25 protein-coding genes are annotated in these 22078 nt (G+C 65.0%); 5 read left to right on the top strand and 20 right to left on the bottom strand.

What is annotated here, in order from left to right; translation table 11 throughout:
* The first annotated feature begins 69 nt into the window (after positions 1 to 69).
* Complete coding sequence (locus ACUYMZ_RS02080; protein ID WP_481601938.1) at positions 70 to 723, top strand: TetR/AcrR family transcriptional regulator; 654 nt, start codon at positions 70 to 72, stop codon at positions 721 to 723.
* 39 nt (positions 724 to 762) lie between these two features.
* Positions 763 to 1566, top strand: a complete 804-nt coding sequence (locus ACUYMZ_RS02075; RefSeq protein WP_481601937.1) for an SDR family NAD(P)-dependent oxidoreductase — start codon at positions 763 to 765, stop codon at positions 1564 to 1566.
* Positions 1567 to 1610: 44 nt separating this feature from the next.
* On the opposite strand, the gene ACUYMZ_RS02070 is transcribed toward ACUYMZ_RS02075, so the two are convergent.
* The 19 genes from ACUYMZ_RS02070 to ACUYMZ_RS01980 form a co-directional block, all read right to left on the bottom strand.
* Positions 1611 to 1973: a VOC family protein gene (locus ACUYMZ_RS02070; protein ID WP_481601936.1), complete on the bottom strand. Its 363-nt coding sequence runs from the start codon at positions 1971 to 1973 to the stop codon at positions 1611 to 1613.
* Positions 1974 to 1976: 3 nt separating this feature from the next.
* Positions 1977 to 2237, bottom strand: a complete 261-nt coding sequence (locus ACUYMZ_RS02065; RefSeq protein ID WP_426005262.1) for a DUF4235 domain-containing protein — start codon at positions 2235 to 2237, stop codon at positions 1977 to 1979.
* A 97-nt stretch (positions 2238 to 2334) separates the two neighbouring features.
* Complete coding sequence (locus ACUYMZ_RS02060) at positions 2335 to 2511, bottom strand: CsbD family protein (protein WP_426005261.1); 177 nt, start codon at positions 2509 to 2511, stop codon at positions 2335 to 2337.
* Between the two features lie 86 nt (positions 2512 to 2597).
* Positions 2598 to 3281: a dihydroxyacetone kinase phosphoryl donor subunit DhaM gene (gene dhaM, locus ACUYMZ_RS02055; RefSeq protein WP_481601935.1), complete on the bottom strand. Its 684-nt coding sequence runs from the start codon at positions 3279 to 3281 to the stop codon at positions 2598 to 2600.
* Complete coding sequence (gene dhaL / locus ACUYMZ_RS02050; RefSeq protein ID WP_481601934.1) at positions 3278 to 3946, bottom strand: dihydroxyacetone kinase subunit DhaL; 669 nt, start codon at positions 3944 to 3946, stop codon at positions 3278 to 3280. Before dhaL ends, dhaM begins: the two co-directional genes overlap by 4 nt.
* A 2-nt stretch (positions 3947 to 3948) precedes the next feature.
* On the bottom strand, positions 3949 to 4950 hold the full coding sequence (gene dhaK, locus ACUYMZ_RS02045; protein ID WP_481601933.1) for a dihydroxyacetone kinase subunit DhaK: 1002 nt from the start codon (positions 4948 to 4950) through the stop codon (positions 3949 to 3951).
* Between the two features lie 94 nt (positions 4951 to 5044).
* Complete coding sequence (locus ACUYMZ_RS02040; protein WP_481601932.1) at positions 5045 to 5263, bottom strand: hypothetical protein; 219 nt, start codon at positions 5261 to 5263, stop codon at positions 5045 to 5047.
* 24 nt (positions 5264 to 5287) lie between these two features.
* Positions 5288 to 6733: an FAD-binding oxidoreductase gene (locus ACUYMZ_RS02035; protein WP_481601931.1), complete on the bottom strand. Its 1446-nt coding sequence runs from the start codon at positions 6731 to 6733 to the stop codon at positions 5288 to 5290.
* Positions 6734 to 6858: 125 nt separating this feature from the next.
* Positions 6859 to 7371, bottom strand: coding sequence for an amino-acid N-acetyltransferase (locus tag ACUYMZ_RS02030; protein ID WP_426005255.1), 513 nt, complete (start codon positions 7369 to 7371; stop codon positions 6859 to 6861).
* A gap of 47 nt (positions 7372 to 7418) precedes the next feature.
* Positions 7419 to 7697, bottom strand: coding sequence for a hypothetical protein (locus ACUYMZ_RS02025; RefSeq protein ID WP_481601930.1), 279 nt, complete (start codon positions 7695 to 7697; stop codon positions 7419 to 7421).
* A 107-nt stretch (positions 7698 to 7804) separates the two neighbouring features.
* Positions 7805 to 8479, bottom strand: a complete 675-nt coding sequence (locus ACUYMZ_RS02020) for an SDR family NAD(P)-dependent oxidoreductase (protein ID WP_481601929.1) — start codon at positions 8477 to 8479, stop codon at positions 7805 to 7807.
* Positions 8476 to 9717 carry a sialidase family protein gene (locus ACUYMZ_RS02015; RefSeq protein WP_481601928.1) on the bottom strand — a complete coding sequence of 414 codons (1242 nt, stop codon included), beginning with the start codon at positions 9715 to 9717 and terminating at the stop codon, positions 8476 to 8478. The genes ACUYMZ_RS02020 and ACUYMZ_RS02015 overlap by 4 nt, the downstream gene beginning before the upstream one ends.
* Before the next feature lie 2 nt (positions 9718 to 9719).
* Entirely contained in the window at positions 9720 to 10514 is a 795-nt protein-coding gene (locus ACUYMZ_RS02010; protein WP_481601927.1) for an HpcH/HpaI aldolase family protein, read from the bottom strand.
* A 39-nt stretch (positions 10515 to 10553) separates the two neighbouring features.
* Positions 10554 to 11543, bottom strand: coding sequence for an aldo/keto reductase (locus ACUYMZ_RS02005; RefSeq protein WP_442424218.1), 990 nt, complete (start codon positions 11541 to 11543; stop codon positions 10554 to 10556).
* A gap of 51 nt (positions 11544 to 11594) precedes the next feature.
* Positions 11595 to 12428: an ATP-binding cassette domain-containing protein gene (locus tag ACUYMZ_RS02000; RefSeq protein ID WP_481601926.1), complete on the bottom strand. Its 834-nt coding sequence runs from the start codon at positions 12426 to 12428 to the stop codon at positions 11595 to 11597.
* Entirely contained in the window at positions 12425 to 13363 is a 939-nt protein-coding gene (locus ACUYMZ_RS01995; protein WP_481601925.1) for an ABC transporter ATP-binding protein, read from the bottom strand. The genes ACUYMZ_RS02000 and ACUYMZ_RS01995 overlap by 4 nt, the downstream gene beginning before the upstream one ends.
* Position 13364: 1 nt before the next feature.
* Entirely contained in the window at positions 13365 to 14294 is a 930-nt protein-coding gene (locus ACUYMZ_RS01990; protein WP_481601924.1) for an ABC transporter permease, read from the bottom strand.
* Entirely contained in the window at positions 14291 to 15226 is a 936-nt protein-coding gene (locus ACUYMZ_RS01985) for an ABC transporter permease (protein WP_442424214.1), read from the bottom strand. Before ACUYMZ_RS01985 ends, ACUYMZ_RS01990 begins: the two co-directional genes overlap by 4 nt.
* 3 nt (positions 15227 to 15229) lie before the next feature.
* Positions 15230 to 16804, bottom strand: a complete 1575-nt coding sequence (locus tag ACUYMZ_RS01980; protein ID WP_481601923.1) for an ABC transporter substrate-binding protein — start codon at positions 16802 to 16804, stop codon at positions 15230 to 15232.
* A gap of 186 nt (positions 16805 to 16990) precedes the next feature.
* Between ACUYMZ_RS01980 and pdxA the strand changes: the two genes are divergently transcribed.
* Together pdxA and ACUYMZ_RS01970 are read left to right on the top strand one after the other, a co-directional pair.
* Positions 16991 to 19369, top strand: a complete 2379-nt coding sequence (gene pdxA / locus ACUYMZ_RS01975) for a 4-hydroxythreonine-4-phosphate dehydrogenase PdxA (protein WP_481601922.1) — start codon at positions 16991 to 16993, stop codon at positions 19367 to 19369.
* Between the two features lie 76 nt (positions 19370 to 19445).
* Positions 19446 to 20261 carry a DeoR/GlpR family DNA-binding transcription regulator gene (locus ACUYMZ_RS01970; protein WP_481601921.1) on the top strand — a complete coding sequence of 272 codons (816 nt, stop codon included), beginning with the start codon at positions 19446 to 19448 and terminating at the stop codon, positions 20259 to 20261.
* Between the two features lie 478 nt (positions 20262 to 20739).
* On the opposite strand, the gene ACUYMZ_RS01965 is transcribed toward ACUYMZ_RS01970, so the two are convergent.
* Entirely contained in the window at positions 20740 to 21120 is a 381-nt protein-coding gene (locus tag ACUYMZ_RS01965) for a DUF7793 family protein (RefSeq protein WP_481601920.1), read from the bottom strand.
* 111 nt (positions 21121 to 21231) lie between these two features.
* On the opposite strand from ACUYMZ_RS01965, the gene ACUYMZ_RS01960 reads away from it, so the two are divergent.
* The gene (locus ACUYMZ_RS01960; protein ID WP_481601919.1) at positions 21232 to 21972 is read left to right on the top strand and encodes an ANTAR domain-containing protein; all 741 of its coding nucleotides are present in this window, start codon (positions 21232 to 21234) and stop codon (positions 21970 to 21972) included.
* Positions 21973 to 22078 lie beyond the last annotated feature (106 nt).

The following is a 22078-nucleotide window of genomic DNA, read 5'->3' as shown; positions in this document are numbered from 1 at the left end:
GTACCTAACTAACAGACGTTAGGAAAGGGTGCAGACCTCAGAAACTAACGACTGTTAGGATGGCGGCTTATGAGCACCATGTCCTACAAAGCCGCCCGGAGTGCCTTCGAACTCCAGCTGAAGGAATGGAACTGGAGCGGCCAGAAGGCTGCGCGCCAAAACATCCTGCGGGCCTTCCTCGAGCTCGCCATCACCAACGGAATCAACTCCGTCTCCATGCGGACAATTGCCAACGCGGTCAATATCAAGGCACCCAGCCTGTACTCCCACTTCCCCAATGGCCGGGACGAGATCGTGGCGGAATCCCTCCGCTGGCACTTCCACCGCTTCGGGGTCGCCCTCCTCGAAGCCGTGGACCCGACCGGGAATGCAGACGAGTTTTGGGATGCCATGGTCAAGCTCCACTTCACCCGCCAAGTCCGGCTTCCTGAAAGCAATCTCTGGGACCTGCTGGTGGCGACGGACAGGATGGCCGGGATTCTGCCGAAAGACCTCCGCGCGCAGGTGGACGCCTGGGTCACGCTCCATGAACAGATGTACGTCGCCGCCGCAGAAGACATGGGATGCGTCGAGGCGTCCGAGCATGTCAAGGTGGTCATGACGCTGCTTGAGGGTGCTACGCGCTGGGCACCCACGGATTGCACCGATGCTGAGCTTGCTATCCTTGCCGACCGCGCTGTCGCCCTGTCACGCACCATTCTCTCCGTGGACTTCGCGGCATAACGCTGCCCATCAGGCCGGATGGTAAGTAGGCTGTCTTTTATGACAACCGACACCCGCCCCCTCGCCATGGTCACCGGAGCCTCTTCCGGGATCGGCTATGAACTGGCCAAACAGTTCCTCACCCATGGCTTCGACACCGTCATGGTGGCGGACGGGCAGGACATCCGGAGTGCTGCTGACAGCCTGGCGGGACTGGGCGGGTCAGCCATCCCCCTGCAGATCGACCTGGCTGACCGGACCGGCCCGGGTACCCTCCAGTCCGCGGTCAACGCACTGGGCACACCCCTTGAAGCGGCAGCCATCAACGCGGGCATCGGCGTCGGAGGACCCTTCATCGAAACCGATCTCGCCCAGGAACTGAGGATCATCGACCTCAATGTTGCGTCCACCGTCAGCATCGCCAAATGGGTGGCCCGGGACATGGCCGCGCGGAACAGCGGACGGATACTGTTCACGTCCTCGATCATCGCGCGCACCCCCGCGCCGTTCCAGGCGATCTACGGAGCGTCCAAGGCGTTCGTCCAGTCCTTTGGGCAGGCTTTGCGCAACGAACTCAAGGACACGGGCGTCAGCGTCACCACCCTGCTGCCCGGCCCCACGGAGACGCCGTTCTTCGAGAAGGCCGACCTCCTGGACACCAAGGTCGGAGCCGAGGAAAAGGACGATGCCGCCCAGGTGGCAGAACAGGGCTTCACGGCCTTGATGAAGGGCGAAGGCAACGTCCTGGGCGGCTCGTTGAAGTCCCGCACCATGGGGCTGGGATCGAACATCCTCCCGGACGCCTTGGGCGCGGCCTTCGGGAGGCGGCTCAGCGAACCCGGCTCCGCCGATCAGGATGAGTGAACACCAACCGCCCACAGTCCGGCGGTACGTAGCTGGTCACGCCATCAGGAAACGCACAAGCAGAACGGATGCCCCGCGGGGTCCAAAAAGACCCTGAACGTCTCACCCGGCTGGTGATCATGCTTGCTGGCGCCGATCGCCAGCACGGCCTCTTCGGCCTTGTCCAGGTCCTCGACGATCACGTCGAAGTGCATCTGCTGCGGGATGGTCTGGCCGGGCCACACAGGCGGCTGATAGACCTCCACCTGCTGGAACGAGATGCAGTTGCTGCCGTCGGCCGGGCGGACGTCCGCCCAGTCATCGTCTTCCCGGGTGACCTCCCAGCCGAGCAGTTCGGCGTAGAAGGCGGCCAGGGCGGACGCGTCGGGACAGTCGATCACAACGCTGGGGTGTTTGGCGATAGCCATCGACTAAACCTCGTCCGCAGTTTTCTTGAGTCGGGCCAAGGCACTCTTGGTGCCCCGCTGGGTGAGGACGTGCACCACGGCGCCGACGCCCGCCGATACCACCGCGAAGACCAGTACGCCCGGAAGTGAGTCATCCAGGTCCGTGCCGTCCTTGGGCGCGGGCTTGCCGGTCTTCTTCTCCCAGAGGCCCTCGAGGGTCTTGTTCGCCAGGGCACCTGCACCCAGGCTGACCACCAGTCCGAACAGTTTCACGAGCAAGTTCACGAAAAAATCCTCCATCCGATCGCGGGGCAGTTCCCCACAATGTACGCCCAACAGCATGGCGGGGCCGCTGCAACCCGCAGCGGCCCCGCCATCTTTGCTAATCCTTCTTGAAGGCGTCCTTGACCTTTTCGCCGGCATTCTTGAGGTCGGCCTTGGCCTGCTCGCCCCTGCCTTCGGCTTCAAGGCGTTCGTTGTCAGTCAGCTTTCCAGCTGCTTCCTTGGCCTTGCCCGCGATCTTCTCGCCTGTGTTCTGAGCTTTGTCGTCAGCACCCATGTTGCACCTCTTTCGTAGTGAACCTGTACCTCTACAACATCACTAATCAGGATACTTATCAACGTTTTGGGTGGATTCGGCGTGTATCAGGACTCACCGAAACCCTCTTCCACCAACCGGCGTACGTACTGCACCGCTTTCAACGCATCTTTCCCGTCCGCTTCCACGTGCAGGTTTGCGCCCTGGCCGGCGGCGAGGGTCATCAGCGCCATCACGGAGGTACCGTCGACGCCGTTGATGGTCACTTCCGCGTCCAGCGAGGAGAGTCCGCCGGCGATCTTCGCGGCAGGCCGGGCATGGATGCCCATGGGATTCACGAGCTCGAAATCGCCGGATGCTTCGGGTTCGCGAGGGGCAGGTTCCCCGGCCGGCTGGCCTTCCGCGCTACCGAACCTGACGCTCTCCGCAGCATTGCGGACATCCACGACGGCGGCACCACCTTGCGCTGCCACGGCAGCAGCCACCAGCCCTTCCACCAAGGGGGCATCGGCCAGCACCACGGCATCCGGATCGCTGCAGAACTCGATCGCCGACTCCGCCGTCATCACTGCCGAGCCGAGATCGGCGAGCACCACCACGCCATCACCTCCGGCGTCCACCAGGGATTGCTCGACGGCGGCAAGCACCTTCTCCAGGCTGGTGCCGATCCGGCCGTCGTCAGTTCCCCCGGCGGCGGCGAGGTCGACGTCGGGAGCCATTTGCGCGGCGAGTTCCACCGCACCGTCAGCAATTCTGCTGCTATGCGATACCACCACAATGCCAACCGTCATGAAGCGTCGGCCCCAGAGGCTCCCGGCCCTGCGACTCCGCCCGCTGCCTCCGCGGCCGCCCGCAGGAGAAGCGCTGTGGAGGCGGCCCCGGGATCACGGTGTCCCGCACTGCGCTCCCCGAGATAGCTGGCGCGGCCCTTCCGGGCAACCAACGGGTCCGTCGCTGCGGCACCGGCTTCGGCTGCTTCGGCGGCCTTTTCCAGGACGGACACCACATCGCCGCCGTTTTCCACGGTGGTCGCGGCAGCTGCCACGGCAGGGGTCCAGGCATCCACCATCGTCTTATCGCCCGGTTCGGCCTTTCCCCGCGCCACCACTCCGTCGCGGGCCGCAGCCAGTGCGGCGGCCATGGCGGCAGGGTCGATGTCCGTAGCATCACCCAACGAGGTCGCCGCGCGCAGGTACGCGGTCCCGTAGAGCGGTCCGGCAGCGCCGCCCACCTTGGACATCAACGCCATGGCCGCTGCCTTCAACGCAGCGCCTGCCGTCTCCGGCGGAGTTTCCTCGAGCTTCTGCAGCACGGCCTGGAATCCGCGGTCCATGTTCTCACCATGGTCCGAATCGCCGACCGCCCGGTCCAATTCGATGAGTTCGGTGCGGTGTTCTGCCATGGCCTTGGCGGACAGCCGGATCCAATCCAGTGCCCAATCGACTCCGAGCCCCATGCTCACACTCCCCACCGCAAGGCTGCGGTGTGCACTGGAGCGTCCCACAGGGCGGTCAGCTCGTCATCCAGGCGAAGCACGGATACCGAGCAGCCCTGCATTTCAAGGGACGTGACGTAATTGCCCACCAGCGAGCGCGCCACCGTGGCACCACGTTCGGCCAACATCTGGGCGGCGCGGCGGTAGACGATGTAGAGCTCGCTTTGTGGAGTTCCGCCCATGCCGTTGACGAACAGCAGCACGTTGTCCCCCGAAGCAAGAGACAGGTCTTCCAGCACCGGTTCCAACAGGCGGTCCGTGATGGCGTCCGCACCTTCCATGGCGATCCGGTGCCGGCCAGGCTCGCCATGGATGCCGATTCCGATCTCGATTTCGTCATCGGCCAGTTCGAAGCTTGGCGTTCCTGCGTGCGGAACGATGCATCCGGACAGGGCCACGCCCATGGTCCGCACGTTGGCCACCACCCGCTCTGCGATAGCTGTCACGGCGTCCAGGTCATCCCCGCGTTCCGCGGCGGCACCTGCGATCTTCTCCACAAGCACAGTACCGCCCACGCCCCGGCGGCCCGCCGTGTACAGCGAGTCCTCCACCGCGACGTCGTCGTTGACCAGCACGGACCGGACGGCCACGCCTTCGGCCTGCGCCATCTCTGCGGCGGTTTCGAAGTTCAGGACGTCACCGGTGTAGTTCTTGACGATATGTACGACGCCGGCGCCGGAGTCCACGGCGGTGGTCGCCGGAATGATCTGGTCGGGTGTGGGCGACGTGAAAACTGCCCCTGGTACAGCTGCGTCGAGCATGCCCAGGCCCACGAAGCCGGCGTGCAATGGTTCGTGACCGCTGCCGCCACCGGATACAAGGGCTACCTTGCCCTGGACCGGGGCACCTTTCCGGACGACATACTTGGGCTCGGGATGGACGTCCACCAAATCGGCATGCGCCATGCCGAACCCTTGGACGGACTCGTCCACCACGGCGCGAGGATCATTGATGAGCTTTTTCATGGGTTGCTCCTGGGCATGCAGTGGCTGGTGCTCTGACCCTACTACCGGCGGGCCGGACCGCGGTAGGGCTTCCCGCGCGGTCCGGCCCGGCCTCTTAGCCTCGGCCGTCGACCGGCGGTTCGGTGCCGACGTCGGTGGCCGCGGGCGTGCCAACATCGGTGGCCGCGGGAGTGCCGATGTCCGGCCAAAAGGCCGCATAGAGGTCGGGGTCGGGGTGGCCGCCACCGGCCCACAGGGTTTGGTGCGCGTCGGTGCTGTACGGGATGTCGATCTGGAAAGCCGAGAAATCCGGGAACACAGGCCTGTCCTGCATAGTGGGCTCCTGCACGGCGCGCCCCTAGTTGCCCAGGGCGGCGTCGGCGCCGGAGGTCACAACGTCTTCGAGCAGCACGGTCTGGTCGATCACCGGGAGCCCCACCACGTGCCCAAAGCTGAACATGTTCTGCGGATCCAGTTCAGCTTTTGCCTTGCGGAGGCGTTCACGGATGGCCGGGCCCCAGGCACGCTCCCGGTCCTCGGCGTCCACGAAGTGCCCGTGGAGATTGACGAAAGTCCCGCTGTTGGAGGCATCGCGCAGGTCCTGGCGAACGGCGTCGTACACCTTGGGAAGCAGCTCCGCCAGAGGCGGGACAGCCATGCCCGCCATGAAGAAACTGAACGCCGCGTCGCGGCCACCCACAGTGTCCTGGCCGTCGCCGGCGGCAAGGGCTCCGCCAAGCAGCCGGAGCTCGGCCATCAGTACGGGACTTTCGACGCCCGGACCGAAGTGCCGCAGGATGGCCTCCCGGGCCGGGCCGTCCAGTCGGTCCAGGAGGAAGCCGCATTCACGGGCCGGCACGGGCTGATCCGGGTCCATGTGGATGGTGTCGAACCGGGTGGAGTCCAGCGGACCGGTGCCGTCCATCATGAAAGGAGCACTCCTGCGCATGGGCTCCAGCAGCTGCGTGGCAGTGGCGGCGTCACCCTGGTAGGCGTACCGCAGATGCACCACGAATTTGCCGCGCAGCGGCTCGGGGATGATGTCCATGTCCGGCAACCGCAGGAAAGCCAGCGACGCCGACGCCTCCGTTGGAAGCGTCCCTACCCATTCACTGAACTGCTGGAGGACGGTGGCTGCGTGGTCGCCGTCGAAGTAGATGCCGCCGGCGAAGATGTCCTGGCTCGGAAAGAGATGGAATTCCATGGCAGTGACAATGCCCAGGTTTCCCTTGCCGCCTCGCAGGAGGAAGAAGAGCTCCGGATTCTCGTCTTGGGTGACCCGGTGCTGCGTTCCGTCGGCGGTGACGAGTTCGAAGGCGATCACATGGTCCGAGGCGAACCCGTATTTCCGGCCCATGATGGGCAGGCCGCCGCCGAGCGTGTAGCCCACCACGCCCACGTCCGTTGTGGAACCGCAAAGGCCCATGAGTCCGAAAGCCGCAGCCTCGTCCACCACTGCCTTCCACCGGACGCCGGCTCCGACCCGGGCTGTCTTTTCAAGCGGGTCGATGCTGAGTTCCAGCATGCGGCGGGTGCTGATCAGCAAACCGCCCTCGATCGCATTGGTGGCGCCGTGGCCGGTGGACTGGACGGCCACGGGGATTGCACGTTCCGCCGCCCACTTCACTGCTGCCGAGACATCCTCTGCGTCGAGGGCGCCGAAGGCTAAGTGGGGCTGGTGCTGTGTTGAAAGGTTGAAGGCCGCTACCTCGGTTGCGAAGCCCGGGTCGGCCGGCGTGAACACGGGACCGCGCACGCTGAGTTGGAGTTCTGAAACGGCTGAAATGGACGCGTGGGACTGCATGATCTTCTCTCGATTGATGCATATTGGCGGAAGCTCCCCAGCAAGCCTCGACCAGTTTATCCATCAAGTTTAGATAAGAGAAGATGGTTTAAATCAGGCATTTTCCTTGTGTTTTGCCGCGCGTGTTACTGAAGGTGCTTGATCATACGGGTGTTACCCAAGGTATTGGGCTTAACCCGGGCGAGGTCGAGAAACTCAGCCACGCCCTCATCATGCGAACGCAGGAGCTCCGAGTAGACCTGCGGATCCACGGCAGACTGGTCCGCCATCACCTCGAAGCCGTGCCGCTTGAAGAAGTCCACTTCGAACGTGAGGCAGAAGACCCTGCTGACGCCCAGGGCCTTGGCTTCCTTCAGCAGGTCCTCCACCAGGACATGGCCCACACCCTTGCCACGCCATGAATCCGCCGCTGCCAGGGTGCGGATCTCCGCGAGGTCTTCCCACATGACGTGCAGTGCGCCGCAGCCAATGATCTCGCCATCCACGGATTCAGCAATCCGGAATTCCTGGAGGCTCTCGTAATAGGCCACGGTCTCCTTGGCCATGAGGATCCGCTGCTCAGCCAGCGGCGCCACCAGCCTCTTGATCTGGGCCACGTCGCTGGTGCGGGCAGGGCGAAGGCTGAAGGCGGAATCCACTCCCCCATCCTAGCCAGCCGGGGGCAGGGTCCTTGTTTCTGTTGCTGTTAGTGCCAAGGCAGCCGTTCGCTCACGAACAAACCCATCACAGAAACCGTCGTCCCGCGCACCTTTGGACCGTCGGAGTTCTGCCAAACAAGCGCCAATGAATTACTGCCAATAGAGGTGGCGTTCCCCGGAATTCCTGAAGCCATGCCGGCCGCCATCAGATTTCGCTTTATCGGCGGTGGAGCCCAACCAACAAAGGCAAAAAACCCGCTGACCCCCTGCAAGCACGCTCCTGTGACGAGCACGGATGCCGGGACAGACAGCTCAACGACGGTCACGCTAAATCCCGCAATCCTTCCTTACACCCAGTAACCGTTGTTTGCCCACGCAGACAGAGGCAAGGAAAACAGGACTTCAGATGATGCTGCCCATCCGACAAGCGGATTTACAGGGATGCACCGCCACAGATGACGTAGTTCTGGCCGGTGATGGACTTGCCGTGGGGACCGAGGAGGAACGCGGCCAGCGCGGCCACGTCCTCCGGATCCACCAACGAGCCGAGAGCGGGCACCTTCACCGGAGTGGCGGCGCGGCCGGGATCATTCAGCATCGGGGTGTCGGTCGGGCCTGGGGACAGCACATTCACGGTGATCCCGCGCGGCGCCAGTTCCTGCGCCCACGTCCGGCCGAGTCCCATCAGCGCGGCCTTCGTCGCGGCGTAGTGGCTCTTGCCCGGCATCCCTGTGGAGGTGCGGCTGCCCAGCAGGACGATCCGGCCGCCGTCAGGCATGGACGGCACCAAAGCGTTGGCCAGCACCGACGCAGCCGCCACATGAACCGTGAACATCCCCTCCAGGGCCGCCGGATCCAGGTCCCCCAAATGCGCAGTCCGCTGGAACCCGGCGGCATGCACCAAGGCATCGGCCGGTTCCAGACCTGAAACTGCACCCGCAAGCGACTCCGGCGCGGACAGGTCGGTCTTCAGCCACTCGAATTTTCCGCTTAGGGCAGACTCGGTACGGCTCAGCCCGGTGACCTTCCAGCCGTCGGCCAGCAGCCGCTCAGCGATCGCCCTGCCGATGCCCGAGCTGGTCCCGGTGACCACCGCATGCTTCGTCATTCGTCCCCGCCCGGCGTGGTGGTCCCCTCGTACGCCCACTGCGGGTCAACCCGGACGAACTTGATGGCCTGCCGGAAATACGTGTACGCGATGTTCAACGCACCGTCCGGGCCCTGATGGATGGACGGGTAGGAGTATTCACGGTTCAGCCCGTCGCGGGAGTTGTTGGACAGGCAGTACCCGTCCCCCACATCCAGGTTGCGGCGGATCGGCCACGTGCGGCCGGAGTCCTCGGAAATGGCCAAGGTCATCGGTGAGCGCGGCGTGCCCCAGAAGGCGCGCTTGACGCCGTCGTCCTCGGCAAAAGCAGAGGCGTCCGGCTCGGCGACGCCCTGCTCCTCGGCCAGCCCGTCATCGTCAATCTCGTCATAGAGCGAGAGGCGCCGCTCGGTGCCCTCCCCCGCCCGGCTGTGGTTGTACACCAGCGCGAGGCGGCCGTCGCCCAAGGCAACAAACTGGATGGACGAGTTGTTGTTGGGCAGTTCGGTGGGGACGGGTTCGCTCCAGGTGGAACCGTCGTCGGTGGAGCGGGATTCGTAGATGGAGTCTGCCCAACGACTGCGGAACAGGGCAAGCAGGGAGCCGTCGGCGACTGGCTGGATGTTCATGTGAACGCAGCCGAGGCTGCCGGGGAGGACGGTTTCGGTCCAGGTGGCGCCGGCGTCGTCGGAGATCATCACGGCGCTGTCGTCACTGTTGCCAACCCACTTCTCACCGGGCGTGGTGATGCAGCGGAAGATCGGGATGATCAGCCGGCCGGATGGCAGGACCACCGGCAGCTGGCGCACGAACACGCCGCCGGTTTGGTTGGCCGGGAACAAGGTCTCCACCTCGCCCCAGGTGCGGCCGCTGTCCGTGGAAACACGACGGCGAACCTCGGCGGTGTCCTGGTTGCCCGCCTTCTGCGCGGTGTACAGGAGCCAGAGGGCGCCGTCGGTGTTGGTGAACAGGATGGGGTTTTGTTCGGAGCGGGTGGAATCGTCCGAGAGTTGCTGCGGCTCGGACCACTGGCTGCTGCCTGGCTCCAGGGTGGAGAACCAGATGGAGATGTCCGGCACGCCCTCCTGGGTGCCGCCGAACCAGACGCAGCCCAGCCGCCCGTCAGGGAGGGTGAGCAGGTTGGCGGCGTGGCTTTGCACGGTCGGGGCGGGCAGGTAGGCGAAGTCGGCGCCGTCGGCGCGCTTCACCGCCCCGTCCGGGGTGATGGTGCTGTAGACGTCGGTGGTGGTGTTGGGCATGATTACTGCTCTTCCTTGGTTCCGGCAGCGGAGGTAGCGGCGTCGAGGTGGGATTTCGCGATCTGTTCCAGATGGGTCAGGTCCGAGGCGATCGTGGCGAAGGTGTAGCCCTGCTGGAGGCGCTGGTTGGCTACCGAGCCGGCGGGGGTGTGGATGCCGGCGGCGACGCCCGCGGAGGCAGCTGCTTCAGAAATGGTCTTAAGCGCGGCGTTGAATTCCGCTTCAACCTGAGGATCGCCGGGGAATGCACCGCCGACGGCGATGGACAGGTCCGACGGCCCCACGTAGATGCCGTCCAGTCCCTGAGTGGCGCAGATTTCCTTGACGTTGGCCAGGCCCTCAGGGGTCTCGATCATGGCGAATACCAAAGTGGTGCTGTTGGCGTCGGCCGGCTTGGGGCCGATGCGCAGGGCCGAGCGCATCGGCCCGTAGGACCGGCCGCCCATTGGCGGGTACTTCGCCGCCGCCACGGCCGCTGCGGCGTCTTCGGCGTTGTTGATCAGCGGCACGATGACGCCCACGGCGCCGGCGTCCAGGGCCTTGCCGATCGCGGTGAAGTCGTTGGCCTCCACCCGGACCATCCCGACGGCCTTGTTTCCGGCGTCAATGGCCATCAGCCCATTGAGCACGCCCGAGTACCCGAGCAAGCCGTGCTGGGCGTCCAAGGCGACGTAGTCGTAGCCGAGGCGGCCGACGCGTTCGGTGGCCACGGGCGCGTCCAGCACCGCCCAGTAGCCCACCGCCTGCTCACGGGCACGGATCTTACGGGCGAATTCGGTGGCCAGTTGGGAGGTCATCAGAGTCCTTCAGTTCGTGATTAGCGGTTCGGTAGGAAGTCAGCGGTTGTAGGCGGGCATCGGGCCGCGCAGTGAGATGCCGACGGCGTCGCAGGCTTCGACGACGTCGGCCGGGAGCGGTCCGTTGGCGACGGCGGCGATGTTGGCGCGCAGCTGTTCGACTTTGGATCCGCCGAGCAGCATGGAGCCCACACCTTCGCGGTAGGCGAGCCAGCGCAGTGAGAGTTCGGCCAGTGATACTCCGGCGTCCGAGGCGATGCGTGAGAGCTCCCCGATGGCGTCGAACAGTTGCTTGTCCCAGTAGCGCTGGGTGTACATGGCGGCGAGTTTCGAGTCGCCGTAGCGGCCCTCGGTGGGTTTGGCGTCGAAGCTGTGCTTGCCGGTGAGCAGCCCGCCGCCCAGCGGGTTGTAGACCATGGTGTGCACGTTGTGGATGGCGGCGAACTCGAGGTATTCCTCCTCGAGCCGGCGGGCCACCAGGTTGTAGAGCTGCTGTGCGACGACGGGTTGCGGGGCCCCCACTTCACGCGCCGCGTGAATGACGTCGGCAATCTGCCAGGCGGCAAAGTTGGACACACCCAGCGCGCCGATCTTCCCCTCGGCTTTCAGATCGGCAACTGTGGACAGTGTCGAGGCAAGCTGTGTGGCCCGGTCCGGCTGGTGCAGGTAGAACAGGTCGATGCTGTCCACGCCCAGCCGGCGGAGACTGCCTTCGACGCTGGCGCGCAGCCCCTCGGGCGACAGCGGCGAATGGGAGCCGTGGTCCGCGTGGGGCATGCCGGCCTTTGACGCCAGGATGACGCCGTCGCGCTTTCCCTTCAAAAGGCGCGCCAGCATCTCCTCGGTCACACCGCCCACGTAGGCGTTCGCGGTGTCGATGGTGGTGATGCCAGCGTCGAGCGCTTCCTCCACCATCCGGCCGGCGGTGGCCTCGTCTACGGTGTCGCCGAACGTCATGGTTCCCAGGACAAGCCGGGAGATGGGGAGTTTCAGGCCGTCCACCTGGGAGCCTTCGGGCTGGGTGCTCATGTGTTGATTCCTCGTGGTTGCGTTCGTGAGTAAGGATCTAGGCCGGTTCGGCTAATTGGCTTGGTTGGCCAGGGCCAGTGATCGGACGACATGCCGCGGCTTCAGCCCGGTCATGGTGGAGGGGTCCAGCGCGGCGCGGCGGAGCTTGCGGGTGTAGTCCTCCTTGGGCGCGGTCAGGACGGACGCGGTGGTGCCGTGTTCCACGAGCTTGCCGCGCTGCATCACCATGACGGTATCGCTGATTTCCTGCACCACTCCCAGGTTGTGCGAGATGAAAACGTAGGTTATGCCGGTTTCGTCCTGAATGGACTCCAGCAGCCGCAGCACCTGGGCCTGCACGGACACGTCAAGCGCGCTGGTGGCCTCGTCACAGACCAGCAGTTCCGGCTTGGAGGCAAGTGCCCGTGCGATGCCGATGCGCTGGCGCTGGCCGCCGGAAAACTCAGAAGGCCGTTTCTCCAGGGACCGGACGGGCAGGCCCACCTGGTCGATCAGCTTCGCCGCCGCCTTGTGCCGCTCGGCCTTGGAGCGGACACCCTGCAGCTTCAGTGGCTCGGCCACGATTTCCTGCGCGGTCATGTGCGGGTCCAGCGAGCCGTAGGGGTCCTGGAACACCATCTGGAACCTGGAGCGCAGCGGCCGCAGCTTGGCCTCGCTCATGCCTGCGATGTCCGTGCCGTCCAAAGTGATGGACCCGCTGGTGGGGGTGACCAGCCGCATCAGGGCCTTGGCCACGGTGGACTTGCCGCAGCCTGATTCGCCTACAACGGCGATCGTTTTGCCTTTGTCCACGGAGAAGGAGACGTCGTTCACGGCCCGGAAGGTGCCGCCGGGCACGTGGTAGTCCACTACCAGGTTGTTGACGGCGAGGAACGGCTTCGTCATGGCTTTGCTCCGGTCTGGGTGAGGGCTGGGTCGGTGCTTGCTGCGGTTCCTGTAGTGCCGGCGGAGCGGCGGCCGGTAGAGGCAGGTGTTTCGTCCCACTCCCCCAGGACGGGAATGGCGGCCAGCAGGGTTTGGGTGTATTCGGTGGCCGGGTGGTCCACTATCTGCTGGACCTCGCCGGATTCGACGAAGGAGCCGTCCTTCATCACGTGGATGCGGTCCGAGATCAGCCGCGCCACACCCAGGTCGTGGGTGATCATCAGGATGCCGACGCCGCGCTGTTCCTGGAGTTCGAGGAGCAGGTCCAGGATTCCGGCCTGCACGGTAACGTCCAGGGCCGAGGTGGGCTCGTCCGCCACCAGCAGCTGCGGCTCGGAAGCCAAAGCGATGGCGATCAGCACACGCTGGAGCATGCCGCCGGAGAGCTGGTGCGGATATTTCTTCAGTTGCTTTTCCGGCGTTGGGATGTGCACCTGTTCCAGCAGGCGCACGGCCCGGGCCTGAAGCGCAGTCTTGTCTTTGGCCGAGGCGGCGCCGGCGATCTTGATGGCTTCGAAGAGCTGGCTGCCGATCGAGTGGACCGGGCTCAGCGCCGTCATGGGATCCTGCGGAATCAGGGCCAGGGTCTTGCCGCGCACCTTGTCGATGGCCTTGGGGTCAGCTGAGATGTCGACGCCGTCGATCTTCACTGTGCCGGACAGGACTGCCAGGTCCTCGGGCAGGAGACGGAGGATTCCCATCGCCGTCGTCGATTTCCCCGAACCGGACTCCCCGATGATGGTGACCGTCTCGCCGCGGTGAATGCTGAAGCTGACGGCGTCGACGGCGCGGACGATGCCGGTCTCCGTGATGAGCTCCACCTGGAAGTCGCGGACTTCCAGCAGCGGCTGCTCGATGGGGTCGGGCTGATCTGCAGGTGAGTTAGCAGTGCTCATGTCAGGCACCCTTCTTCTTGCGGCGGGGACGGTCGCGGAGGCCGTCGCCCAGCAGGTTGACGCCCACCACCATGAGCACGATCACCAGGCCGGGCAGGGTGACCATCCACCAGGAGGTGGTGATGTAGTCCTGGCCGTCGGAGATGATGCGGCCCCAGGTGGCGAACGGCCGTTGTGGGCCGGCACCCAGGAAGGACAGCGCGGACTCGAGGAGCACGGCTTGGGCCAGCAGGAGCAGGACTACCAGGGTTGCCTGTTTGATGACGTTGGGGATGATGTGCCGGATCAGGATCTTGATCTTGTGCAGGCCTAGAATCCGGGCTGCGGAGACGTATGGCTTTTCGCGTTCCACCAACACCATTGAGCGCGTGAGGCGGGCGACTTCGGGCCATTGGGCGATGGCGATCACGAAGGTGATGACCGGGATGGACGGGCCGAACAGGGCCACCACCAGCAGGAGCATCATCAGCAGCGGCAGGGACATCTGCGCTTCGAGGATGCGGGAGACAATGGTGTCCACCCAGCCGCCGTAGTAACCGGCGGCCGCTCCGAGGATCACGCCGATGGCCCCGGACACCAGGACGGCCAACACCCCAATGGTCAGGGAGACCTGGCCACCGTGCAGGACCCGGGAGAGGAGGTCGCGCCCGAGTTGGTCGGTGCCAAACAGATGACCGTCGGTCAGCGGCGGGAGGCGCCGGGCGGCGAGGTCCTGAAAGTTCGCGTCCGGGAGCGGGAGCACCTGGGCGAGAATGATCGGGATGATCACCAGCAGGGTGCAGATGGTGCCAACGATGAGCTTCCACCGGGCGGATTTACGACGCCGTGTGGCGCCTGCCTTGGCGATGTCCGCTTTGGTGACGGCGCTGGGGCCGGGCTGTTTCGCTGGTGCGCCGGAAGACGCTGCCGGGTTTGCGGTGTCGAGGCTCATGCTGTGGCCGCCTTTCCAAGACGAACGCGGGGATCAAGGAGCGGGTAGGCGAGGTCGATGAGCAGTTGCACTCCTACCGCCAGAAGCGCGGTGATGAGGACCGTGGCCTGAATGAGAGGGTAGTCGCGGGTTTCGAGGGCCCGGACGATCAGGGAGCCGACGCCGGGCCAGGCGAACACTACTTCCACCACCACCACACCGTTGAGCATGGCGGCGAACCGGGTGCCCAGGGCGGTGAAGACGGGGATGGCGGAGTTGCCCATGGCGTAGCGCCAGGTGAGTGCGGAGTTGGTGACGCCGCGGGAGCGGGCCACGGTGAGATACGGGGCGGCGAGGTTGTTGCTCATTTCGCGGCGGACCATCCGGGAGATCAGGGCGATCTGCAGGATGGCGATGGTGATGGTGGGCAGGACCAGCCCGCCCCAAGTGGCGAAGCCGGAGGCCGGGAACAGCGGGATCAGCACGGCGAAGCCGGTGAGGAGCATGATGCCGGTCCAGAAGTCCGGCATGGACTGCCCGGCGATGGTGAGCACGTTGACGCCGAACTCGCGGCCGGTGTCCGGGCGGCGGGACATCCATACACCCAGCGGGATGGCGACGACGGCGGTCAGCAGGATCGCCGACGTCGCCAGGGTCAGGGTGTAGGGCATCCGTTCGAAGACCACTTGCATGGCCGGGGCCTGGAAGGAGTAGGACTGGCCGAGGTTTCCGGTGAACAGTTGCTGGATGAAGATCCAGTACTGTTCCAGCACCGGCCGGTCCAGGCCGAACTGCTCACGGACGGCGGCGAGCTGCTCGTTGGTGGCCAGCGGGCCGGCGTAGGAGACAGCGGGGTCGCCCGGGGCCATGCGGATCAGGATGAACACGGTGGATACGGTGAGGAACACGGTCAGCAGGCCCTGTCCCACACGCTTGAGGATGTAGTTCGTCATGGCTTAGGCCTCCAGCCGGACATCAACGAGGGGGTAGGAATTCGTGGGCGCCAGGTTGATGCCGGATACCCGCTCCCGGTGGGCGAGGACGGACTTGGGCACGAAGGCCCAGGCGCATGGCCACGTGTCCCAGACTGCCTGCTGGGCTTCGTTCAGCAGTTCGGTCCTGCGCGCCGGCTCTGCTTCCTCTGCAGCGGCCCGGACCTTGGCGCTGACCTCCGGGATCACGTAACCCTGGTAGGTATCGCGGGTGGCTTCCTTTTCCGGGGTGCCGGCGTACATGCCCTGCAGCATGGTGATGGCCAGGCCGGTGGGGCTCGGATAGCCGTTGCCGAGCAGGTCCCAGTCGCCCTGCTTGCCTTGGCGCCAGGCCAGGATGTTGCCGCCGGGTTCGAACTGCTGCAGCTCGGCCTTCACACCGATCTTGCCGAACATTTCCACCAGCGCTTCCATCACGGAGGTGTCCGAGGCGAACTCGCCGGTTTCCCAGATGATCTTCAGGGTGAGGTCCTTGACGCCGAGTTCGGCCAGCGTTGCCTTGGCCTTATCGGGGTCGTAGACATATTCGCCGGTCTTGTAGTAGCCGGTGAGGCTGGACGGGGTGACGCCCTCTGCCTGAGTGACGGAGTCCACCAGGACGTCGCGGACCAGAGATTCGCCGTCGATGGCCATGCTCAGGGCCTGCCGGACGCGCGGGTCGGCGAGGGGGTGACCGGCGGGCTTGCGGAAGTTAAAGAAGATCTGGTTCAGGCGCAGGCTTGACGCTTCCTGCAGTTCGACGCCGGGCAGGCCGCCGAGCTGTTCGCGGGAATCCGGAGTGATGGAGTCGATGACGTCCACCTCGCCGCTGCGCAGGGCGATCACGCGGCTGGATTCCTCCGGCAGGAACCGGACTTCCACGTTTTCGATCTCAGGCTTGGGGCCCCAGTAGTTCTCGTTACGCTGCAGGCTGTAGGTGCCGGCACCGCGATTGAACTTGGTCACCACGTACGGGCCGGTACCGATCCCTTCCTGCAGTTCCTCCGGCTTGTTCTGCGCGGCGGGGGTTATCAGGATCATGCTCATCAGCGAGTCCAGGATGGGGATCGGCTTCTTGGACACCATCTTGAAGGTGCGGTCATCCACCGGGACCACTTCGGGGAATTCGGGGAAGAAGCCGGCGACAAAGGAGCCCTGGACCTGCTGATACATCTTCAGGGCGGTGGCGACGTCCTCCACCTCGACCGGGCTGCCGTCGGAGTAGCGGATGCCTTCGCGGAACCGAACAGTCCATTCGGTGGGGCCGGTCATCTCGAAGCGTTCGGCCAGCACCAGCACGGGCTTGGTTTCGGGACCGATGGCCGTCAGGCCCTGGCGGACCGAGCGCTGCACGGTGACGGCTGCGTCGAACTGGTTGAGCTTGTTGTCCAGGCTGACCAGGGAGCGGTTCAAGGCCAAGGTCAGGGTGCTGGGGCCCGGGAGGCCGGTGGGGCCGGCGCAGCCGGCGAGGCTGCCGGTGCCCAGCAGAAACCCGGCCGCCGCGCCGAACTGCAGCAGACGACGGCGGGAAATCTCACTTCCTTGAGGAAGAACGGTCATCGTTGACCTCTCGGTAGATCGGGGACGGCGTACGAGGTGGCTGCGCCGAATGTTGTCTCCATCACTTTGCCACTTTTGCACAAACCACGCAAGCCCTCTAGCGTGATTCGCGCACCCATGCCATGATGGTGGAAAGCTTCCCGCATCTTTGGCGGGGTTCCAGCCAATGATGACGAGAGGAGCAGCGTGGCTTCCGTATTTGTGCAGGCCGACGATTTCTCCGGCGCCGCCGAGGTTGGCTACTGCTTTGTGGAGCACGGCTTGTCCGCACAGGTTCTGCTCGCCACGGATTTATCGAACGCTGCGATAAGGCACGACGGGGCCACCCCTCTCAGGGGGCCCGCTACCGAAGTGGTGGTCACTGATACGCATTCCCGCGGACTGTCTGACCTTGCAGCCGAGGCATTGGTGAAGGACGCCTTCTCCGGCCCCGAAACGTCCGACGTGCAGGTGATGTTCAAGAAGATGGACTCCCTGTGGCGCGGCAACGTCCGTGCGGAAATATCGGGGCTGACCAGCCTTGGCTTCCACGCTGTTGTTGCGGGAGCACTCCCCCAACTGCAGCGCTCTGTTGTGGAAGGCCAGCCGCTGGTGGCTGGCACTCCGCTGGCAGAGACGGGCCTGTGGCAGGCGGAAGTTTCGGCCCCGCCGACGGACGTTCCGTCACTGCTTCGGCCCAAGGATCCCTCGTCGGTCCACACGGTGAATCTGAACGCGGTCCGGTCGAGCGTCCTCAACACCACGCTGGCCGGGCTGCTGAACACCAACGAGCCTCAGGTGCTGGTAACTGACGGCGAGAACGTCCAGGACCTGGAGCGGGTGGTTGACGCACTGCTTGACCTGGATTTCCAGGCTGGTGGCCGCCGCATCGTCCTGGTGGGAACCGGAGGGGCGGCGGACGTCCTGGCCCAGCGGCTCGGTGCTCAACCTGCGCGAAACACGCAGAGAGCGCCGGCCGTGGACTTAACCGTTGCGGAACGGCACCAAGCGGAACTGCCGGTGCTCGCCGTCGTCGGCTCAGCGTCCACGACGGCGCAGGTACAGTTGGCCAGTCTTGAAGCCGAAGGCTTCACAGTGGTCCGGCTACATCCTCAGTACGCAGGTGCAGCGGGCGCATACGCAACGCAGCTTGAGGAAACCAAGCAGGCGTTGCAGTCAGGCGCCAGCGTTGCCATCACGCTGGCGTCGACAAAAATCGATCCTGCGAGGGCGGCAAGCATCGTGCAAGCTCTGTCAAAGTTCGCCGCCGAGGTCGCGAAGGAAACCCGGGCCGACTTGATCCTCACCGGCGGTGAGACGGCCAGGGAAGTCCTGCAAACCGTCGGCCGCTCCAGCCTGGTGCCGCTCGCCGCGGTCCAACACGGGGCCGTGCTCAGCCGGGCCGACGATGGCACGCTGGTGGGCACCAAGCCCGGCAGCTTCGGCGACGACCTCGCCCTCCTGCAGCTTTATCACGAGATCCGGGAGCGCCGCCGCCAGACCGCGGGAGCTCCCGCCTCCACCCTTCCCCGCAAGACTTCCGAACAATCTGGAGCAACAATGACAACCGTTGAAACCACTTCATCCCTCCCCTACGTCGCCGTCACTATGGGCGACGGTGCCGGCATCGGCCCGGAAGTTATCGTCCCGGCCGTCCTTGACCAAGGCATCCTGGCCGAATGCCGACCGGTGGTGGTCGGCGATGCGCTGCGCTTGCGCCAGGCCGCTGAAATCGTGGGTGTTAAGGCCGACATCCAGGTGATTGAGAACGTTGCGGACGCGGTGTTCACGCCGGGCCGGGTGAACGTGATCGACCTGGCGCTGCTGCCGGAGGACCTCGCCTGGGGCCAGCTTTCCCCCGTCGCCGGGCACGCAGCCTACGAATACATCCGGGTGGCCAGCGAGCTGGCAATGGCCGGGAAGGTGCAGGCCATCTGCACGGCGCCGCTGAACAAGGAAGCACTACACTCGGCCGGGCACATCTACCCGGGGCACACCGAGCTGCTGGCGCACCTGACCGGCATCGAGGAAGTGTCCATGATGCTCTCTACTCCCAAGATCCGGGTGATCCACGTGACCACGCACATCGGCCTGATGGATGCCGTCCGCAAGATCAACCCGGACCTGGTCGAACGCACCATCCGCCGCGGGCACGAAGCGCTCGTCCGGGCGGGCATCCCCAACCCGAAGATCGGCGTCTGCGCCATCAACCCGCACGCCGGTGAGAACGGCCTGTTCGGCCAGGGCGAGGAAGCCGAGAAGATCGAACCCGGCGTCAAGGCCGCCCAGGCGGACGGCATCAACGCCGTGGGCCCGCTGCCCGCCGACACCCTGTTCTTCCTGGCCGGCCGGGGCGACTACGACCTGGTAGTGGCCATGTACCACGACCAAGGCCACGGGCCGGTGAAGGTGCTGGGCATCGAGGCCGGGGTAAACATCACCGTGGGCCTGCCCGTCATCCGCACGTCCGTGGACCACGGCACTGCATTCGACATCGCCGGCAAGAACATCGCTGACTCCCGCTCCATGGTCGAGGCGCTGCACCAGGCAGCGGAAATGGCCACTCGCCCATCCGTTGCCGTGTAGGTGACTGGTTTGATTGGGGGCCGGAACTAGGATGGTTAGCACTGCAACCGCCATGCCCACGGGGAGGAAACCGGGAATGCTGTCCGCTAATGCGCGGCGCGAGGAGATCTACCACCTCGCCGTGACCACCGGCCTCGCTTCCGTGGAGGAACTGTCCGACCGGTTCGAGGTTACCGCCTCTACCATCCGCCGCGACCTCGCACTGCTGAACAGCCAGGGCCGGCTGGCGCGGACCTACGGTGGTGCGATGGCGCTGGGCGCGCACCCGGAGGCGTCGCTGCGGCAGCGGATTGGCGAGGCGTTCGACCAAAAACACGCGATTGCCCGGTGGGCGGCGTCGGTGATCCAGAACGGGGAGAACATTCTGCTCGACGCGGGTTCCACCGCGGGTGCCCTGGCCCACGAGCTGCGGGGGTTCGGTCGGTTATCCGTCACCACCCCGGGAATCAACACTCTGCAGGAGCTTGCGGACTCCGTGGGCGTCGAGGTGGATTGCCTCGGCGGGAGGTTGCGTGGCGTGAGCCAGAGTTTTGTAGGGCCGCTGGCCGAGGCGGCGCTGGAGCGGATGAGCTTCGACCGCGTCTTCCTCGGCGCCGACGCCGTCACCGCCGAGGACGGCATCTGCGAGGCCGACCACGCCCAGACCCGCCTTAAGGAACTAATGGCCCGTCGCGGCCGGGAAGTCTATATTTTGGCGGATTCCTCAAAGCTCGGCCTCCGGCCGTTCCACGCATGGGCACGGCTCCCGCTGCCGTGGACGCTGGTAACGGACGATCGCGCCGACCCCACCCAGGTCCGCAAGTTCCGTGACGCCGGAGTACAGGTGGAAATAGCGTCCACCGAAGCCTCATCCTTCAGCAGTGTCAACGAGCCGATCCCGGACGACGCCTAGCAGCCGCAGCCTTCCGCGTGAAAGTAAGTTGGGCAGATGGAGCCTGGCCATCTGGATGTTCATGAGATCCGGGGCAAAAGCCCCTCCGATGCAGGTCAGCGAAAAGTGAATCATGGCCTCAAAGTTGGATCTAAAACCTGCTCAAGAAGACATCGGCGGAGCCATCAGTGCACCGTAAATGTCTTGTGGCGCAGAGATCCTTGACCACCGCTTACGGCCAGATCGGCTTTGCCAACCCAGGCCCACCCGAATACCGCAGAAAAACGCTCGCTACTTATCGTTGTGGTTCACCACGGGGCCGCCAACGGGCCCCAAGGAAACTTGGCACGGCGAAGTGAGTCTTCAAGGTCGTCACGACATGCTGGCGGCCAGGTGTGCCGCTGCCAGCGTCAGCGTTGCTGGATCCCGGACCCGGCCCCCTTCGCGGGCGTTGGTCGCGCTGCGGAATCCTTTAGCCGCTGCCGCGACCGGCAACGAATCAGGAATACTCAGGAGTCAGCAGCCAGGTGATGGCTTCATCGTGGGAGGCGAAGAACCGGGTGGGAACCGGCAGCGTGCGCCGTGACATGGCGAAGTTGGCGATGACCCGGTTGACCGGGCTTGAACCCACCAATGCGATCCGCGAAGCAGCGCATTTCGTACTGAAAGCCGATTTGGCTTCCCGGGTGACCGACTGGGTGTGGGTGATGTCGATCAGCATCGGATACTCGGCGTCACCGGCGAGTTTGTTGATCTTGTCCATCGCCGCGTGAACGTCCTGCACTGTCAGGACGGTGCCCTGTCCCCAGATCAGCTGCAGGATTCCTTGCCCGTCGAGCCCGACGGTTCCTTTGCCGCCGTCCACGGTCTCTTGCTCCATCTGGCACTCCCCCCATTGCGTCCTGTGACGCTAAGACTAACCCGCAGCACCCGGCCCGTCCGGGAGGTGCCATATTGCGAGGTCAAAATACCCGCACCTACAATGCTGGATGTGGAAACTGAGGAGCAGAATGAGGACTTCCAGCGACTGCACCAACTCATCGCTGGTTCCGATGATGTTAAGTCCTTTTTGGACCGCATGACCGGCTACGCCGCGGCCACTCTGAGCCGGGCTACCGGTACCCGCATCGAATGCGCCGTGACCCTTTGGCGCCGCAAACGGGCCGTGACCTTGGCTGGCAGCAGCGATAACGCCATCCTCTGGGACGGCATCGAACAGGCCCTGGGTGACGGTCCTGTCCTGGAAGCCCTGCAAACCCGGTCACCGGTGGTTCTGGCCGACACCAGCACAGCTTCCCCGTGGCCTGCATACGCAGCGACCCTGGATTCCGCCGGGGCACGCAGCGTCCTCGCGGCGCCGCTGGAGCTGGGCAAAGACGCTTCCGCAGCACTGAACTTCTTCGCCCCCAACACCCACGCGTTCACCGACGACGCAGTGAGTGAAGCGAAGATATTCGCGGACATGGCCGGGCAGGCACTGCGGCTTGCGCTGCGGATCGCGGCAGCGGACCTGCTCGCCGAGGACCTCAAAGCCGCCATGAAACGCCGCACCGTCATCGACCTTTCAACCGGAATCATCATGGCCGAAAACAACTGCACCCAGGAACAAGCCTTCGCTTTCCTGAACCAGGCCTCGCAGAACCGCAACCAGAAACTGCACGACGTAGCCGCTGGCATCATGACCGAACGCAATGGCACCAACGCCGTCCCCTCAACGCACTTCGAAGACTAGCGCCGGCTTGTTACGTGTGGACGTGCGCCGCGCACGGACTCAGTCGTCAGATTAGGTTTTGCGCGGGGGCGGACGCCATCAAACCGCACTTGTGCTGACGCCGGTT

Source organism: Arthrobacter sp. T572, assembly GCF_056780115.1.
The sequence above is the reverse complement of the archived record's forward strand: the minus strand, read 5'-3'. Positions and strand labels throughout refer to the sequence as shown.

Bases quoted from the DNA above. Each gene is read 5' to 3' on its own strand.
- ACUYMZ_RS02015 (WP_481601928.1), bottom strand. From the start codon at position 9,717: ATGCCCAACACCACCACCGACGTCTACAGCACCATCACCCCGGACGGG.
- ACUYMZ_RS01985 (WP_442424214.1), bottom strand. From the start codon at position 15,226: ATGACGAACTACATCCTCAAGCGTGTGGGACAGGGCCTGCTGACCGTG.
- ACUYMZ_RS02010 (WP_481601927.1), bottom strand. From the start codon at position 10,514: ATGACCTCCCAACTGGCCACCGAATTCGCCCGTAAGATCCGTGCCCGT.
- ACUYMZ_RS02020 (WP_481601929.1), bottom strand. From the start codon at position 8,479: ATGACGAAGCATGCGGTGGTCACCGGGACCAGCTCGGGCATCGGCAGG.
- ACUYMZ_RS02040 (WP_481601932.1), bottom strand. From the start codon at position 5,263: ATGCAGGACAGGCCTGTGTTCCCGGATTTCTCGGCTTTCCAGATCGAC.
- ACUYMZ_RS02000 (WP_481601926.1), bottom strand. From the start codon at position 12,428: ATGACGAAGCCGTTCCTCGCCGTCAACAACCTGGTAGTGGACTACCAC.
- ACUYMZ_RS02080 (WP_481601938.1), top strand. From the start codon at position 70: ATGAGCACCATGTCCTACAAAGCCGCCCGGAGTGCCTTCGAACTCCAG.
- ACUYMZ_RS02005 (WP_442424218.1), bottom strand. From the start codon at position 11,543: ATGAGCACCCAGCCCGAAGGCTCCCAGGTGGACGGCCTGAAACTCCCC.
- dhaK (WP_481601933.1), bottom strand. From the start codon at position 4,950: ATGAAAAAGCTCATCAATGATCCTCGCGCCGTGGTGGACGAGTCCGTC.
- ACUYMZ_RS01965 (WP_481601920.1), bottom strand. From the start codon at position 21,120: ATGGAGCAAGAGACCGTGGACGGCGGCAAAGGAACCGTCGGGCTCGAC.
- ACUYMZ_RS01990 (WP_481601924.1), bottom strand. From the start codon at position 14,294: ATGAGCCTCGACACCGCAAACCCGGCAGCGTCTTCCGGCGCACCAGCG.
- ACUYMZ_RS02035 (WP_481601931.1), bottom strand. From the start codon at position 6,733: ATGCAGTCCCACGCGTCCATTTCAGCCGTTTCAGAACTCCAACTCAGC.
- ACUYMZ_RS01970 (WP_481601921.1), top strand. From the start codon at position 19,446: ATGCTGTCCGCTAATGCGCGGCGCGAGGAGATCTACCACCTCGCCGTG.
- ACUYMZ_RS02060 (WP_426005261.1), bottom strand. From the start codon at position 2,511: ATGGGTGCTGACGACAAAGCTCAGAACACAGGCGAGAAGATCGCGGGC.
- ACUYMZ_RS01995 (WP_481601925.1), bottom strand. From the start codon at position 13,363: ATGAGCACTGCTAACTCACCTGCAGATCAGCCCGACCCCATCGAGCAG.
- dhaM (WP_481601935.1), bottom strand. From the start codon at position 3,281: ATGACGGTTGGCATTGTGGTGGTATCGCATAGCAGCAGAATTGCTGAC.
- ACUYMZ_RS01980 (WP_481601923.1), bottom strand. From the start codon at position 16,804: ATGACCGTTCTTCCTCAAGGAAGTGAGATTTCCCGCCGTCGTCTGCTG.
- ACUYMZ_RS02075 (WP_481601937.1), top strand. From the start codon at position 763: ATGACAACCGACACCCGCCCCCTCGCCATGGTCACCGGAGCCTCTTCC.
- dhaL (WP_481601934.1), bottom strand. From the start codon at position 3,946: ATGGGGCTCGGAGTCGATTGGGCACTGGATTGGATCCGGCTGTCCGCC.
- ACUYMZ_RS02070 (WP_481601936.1), bottom strand. From the start codon at position 1,973: ATGGCTATCGCCAAACACCCCAGCGTTGTGATCGACTGTCCCGACGCG.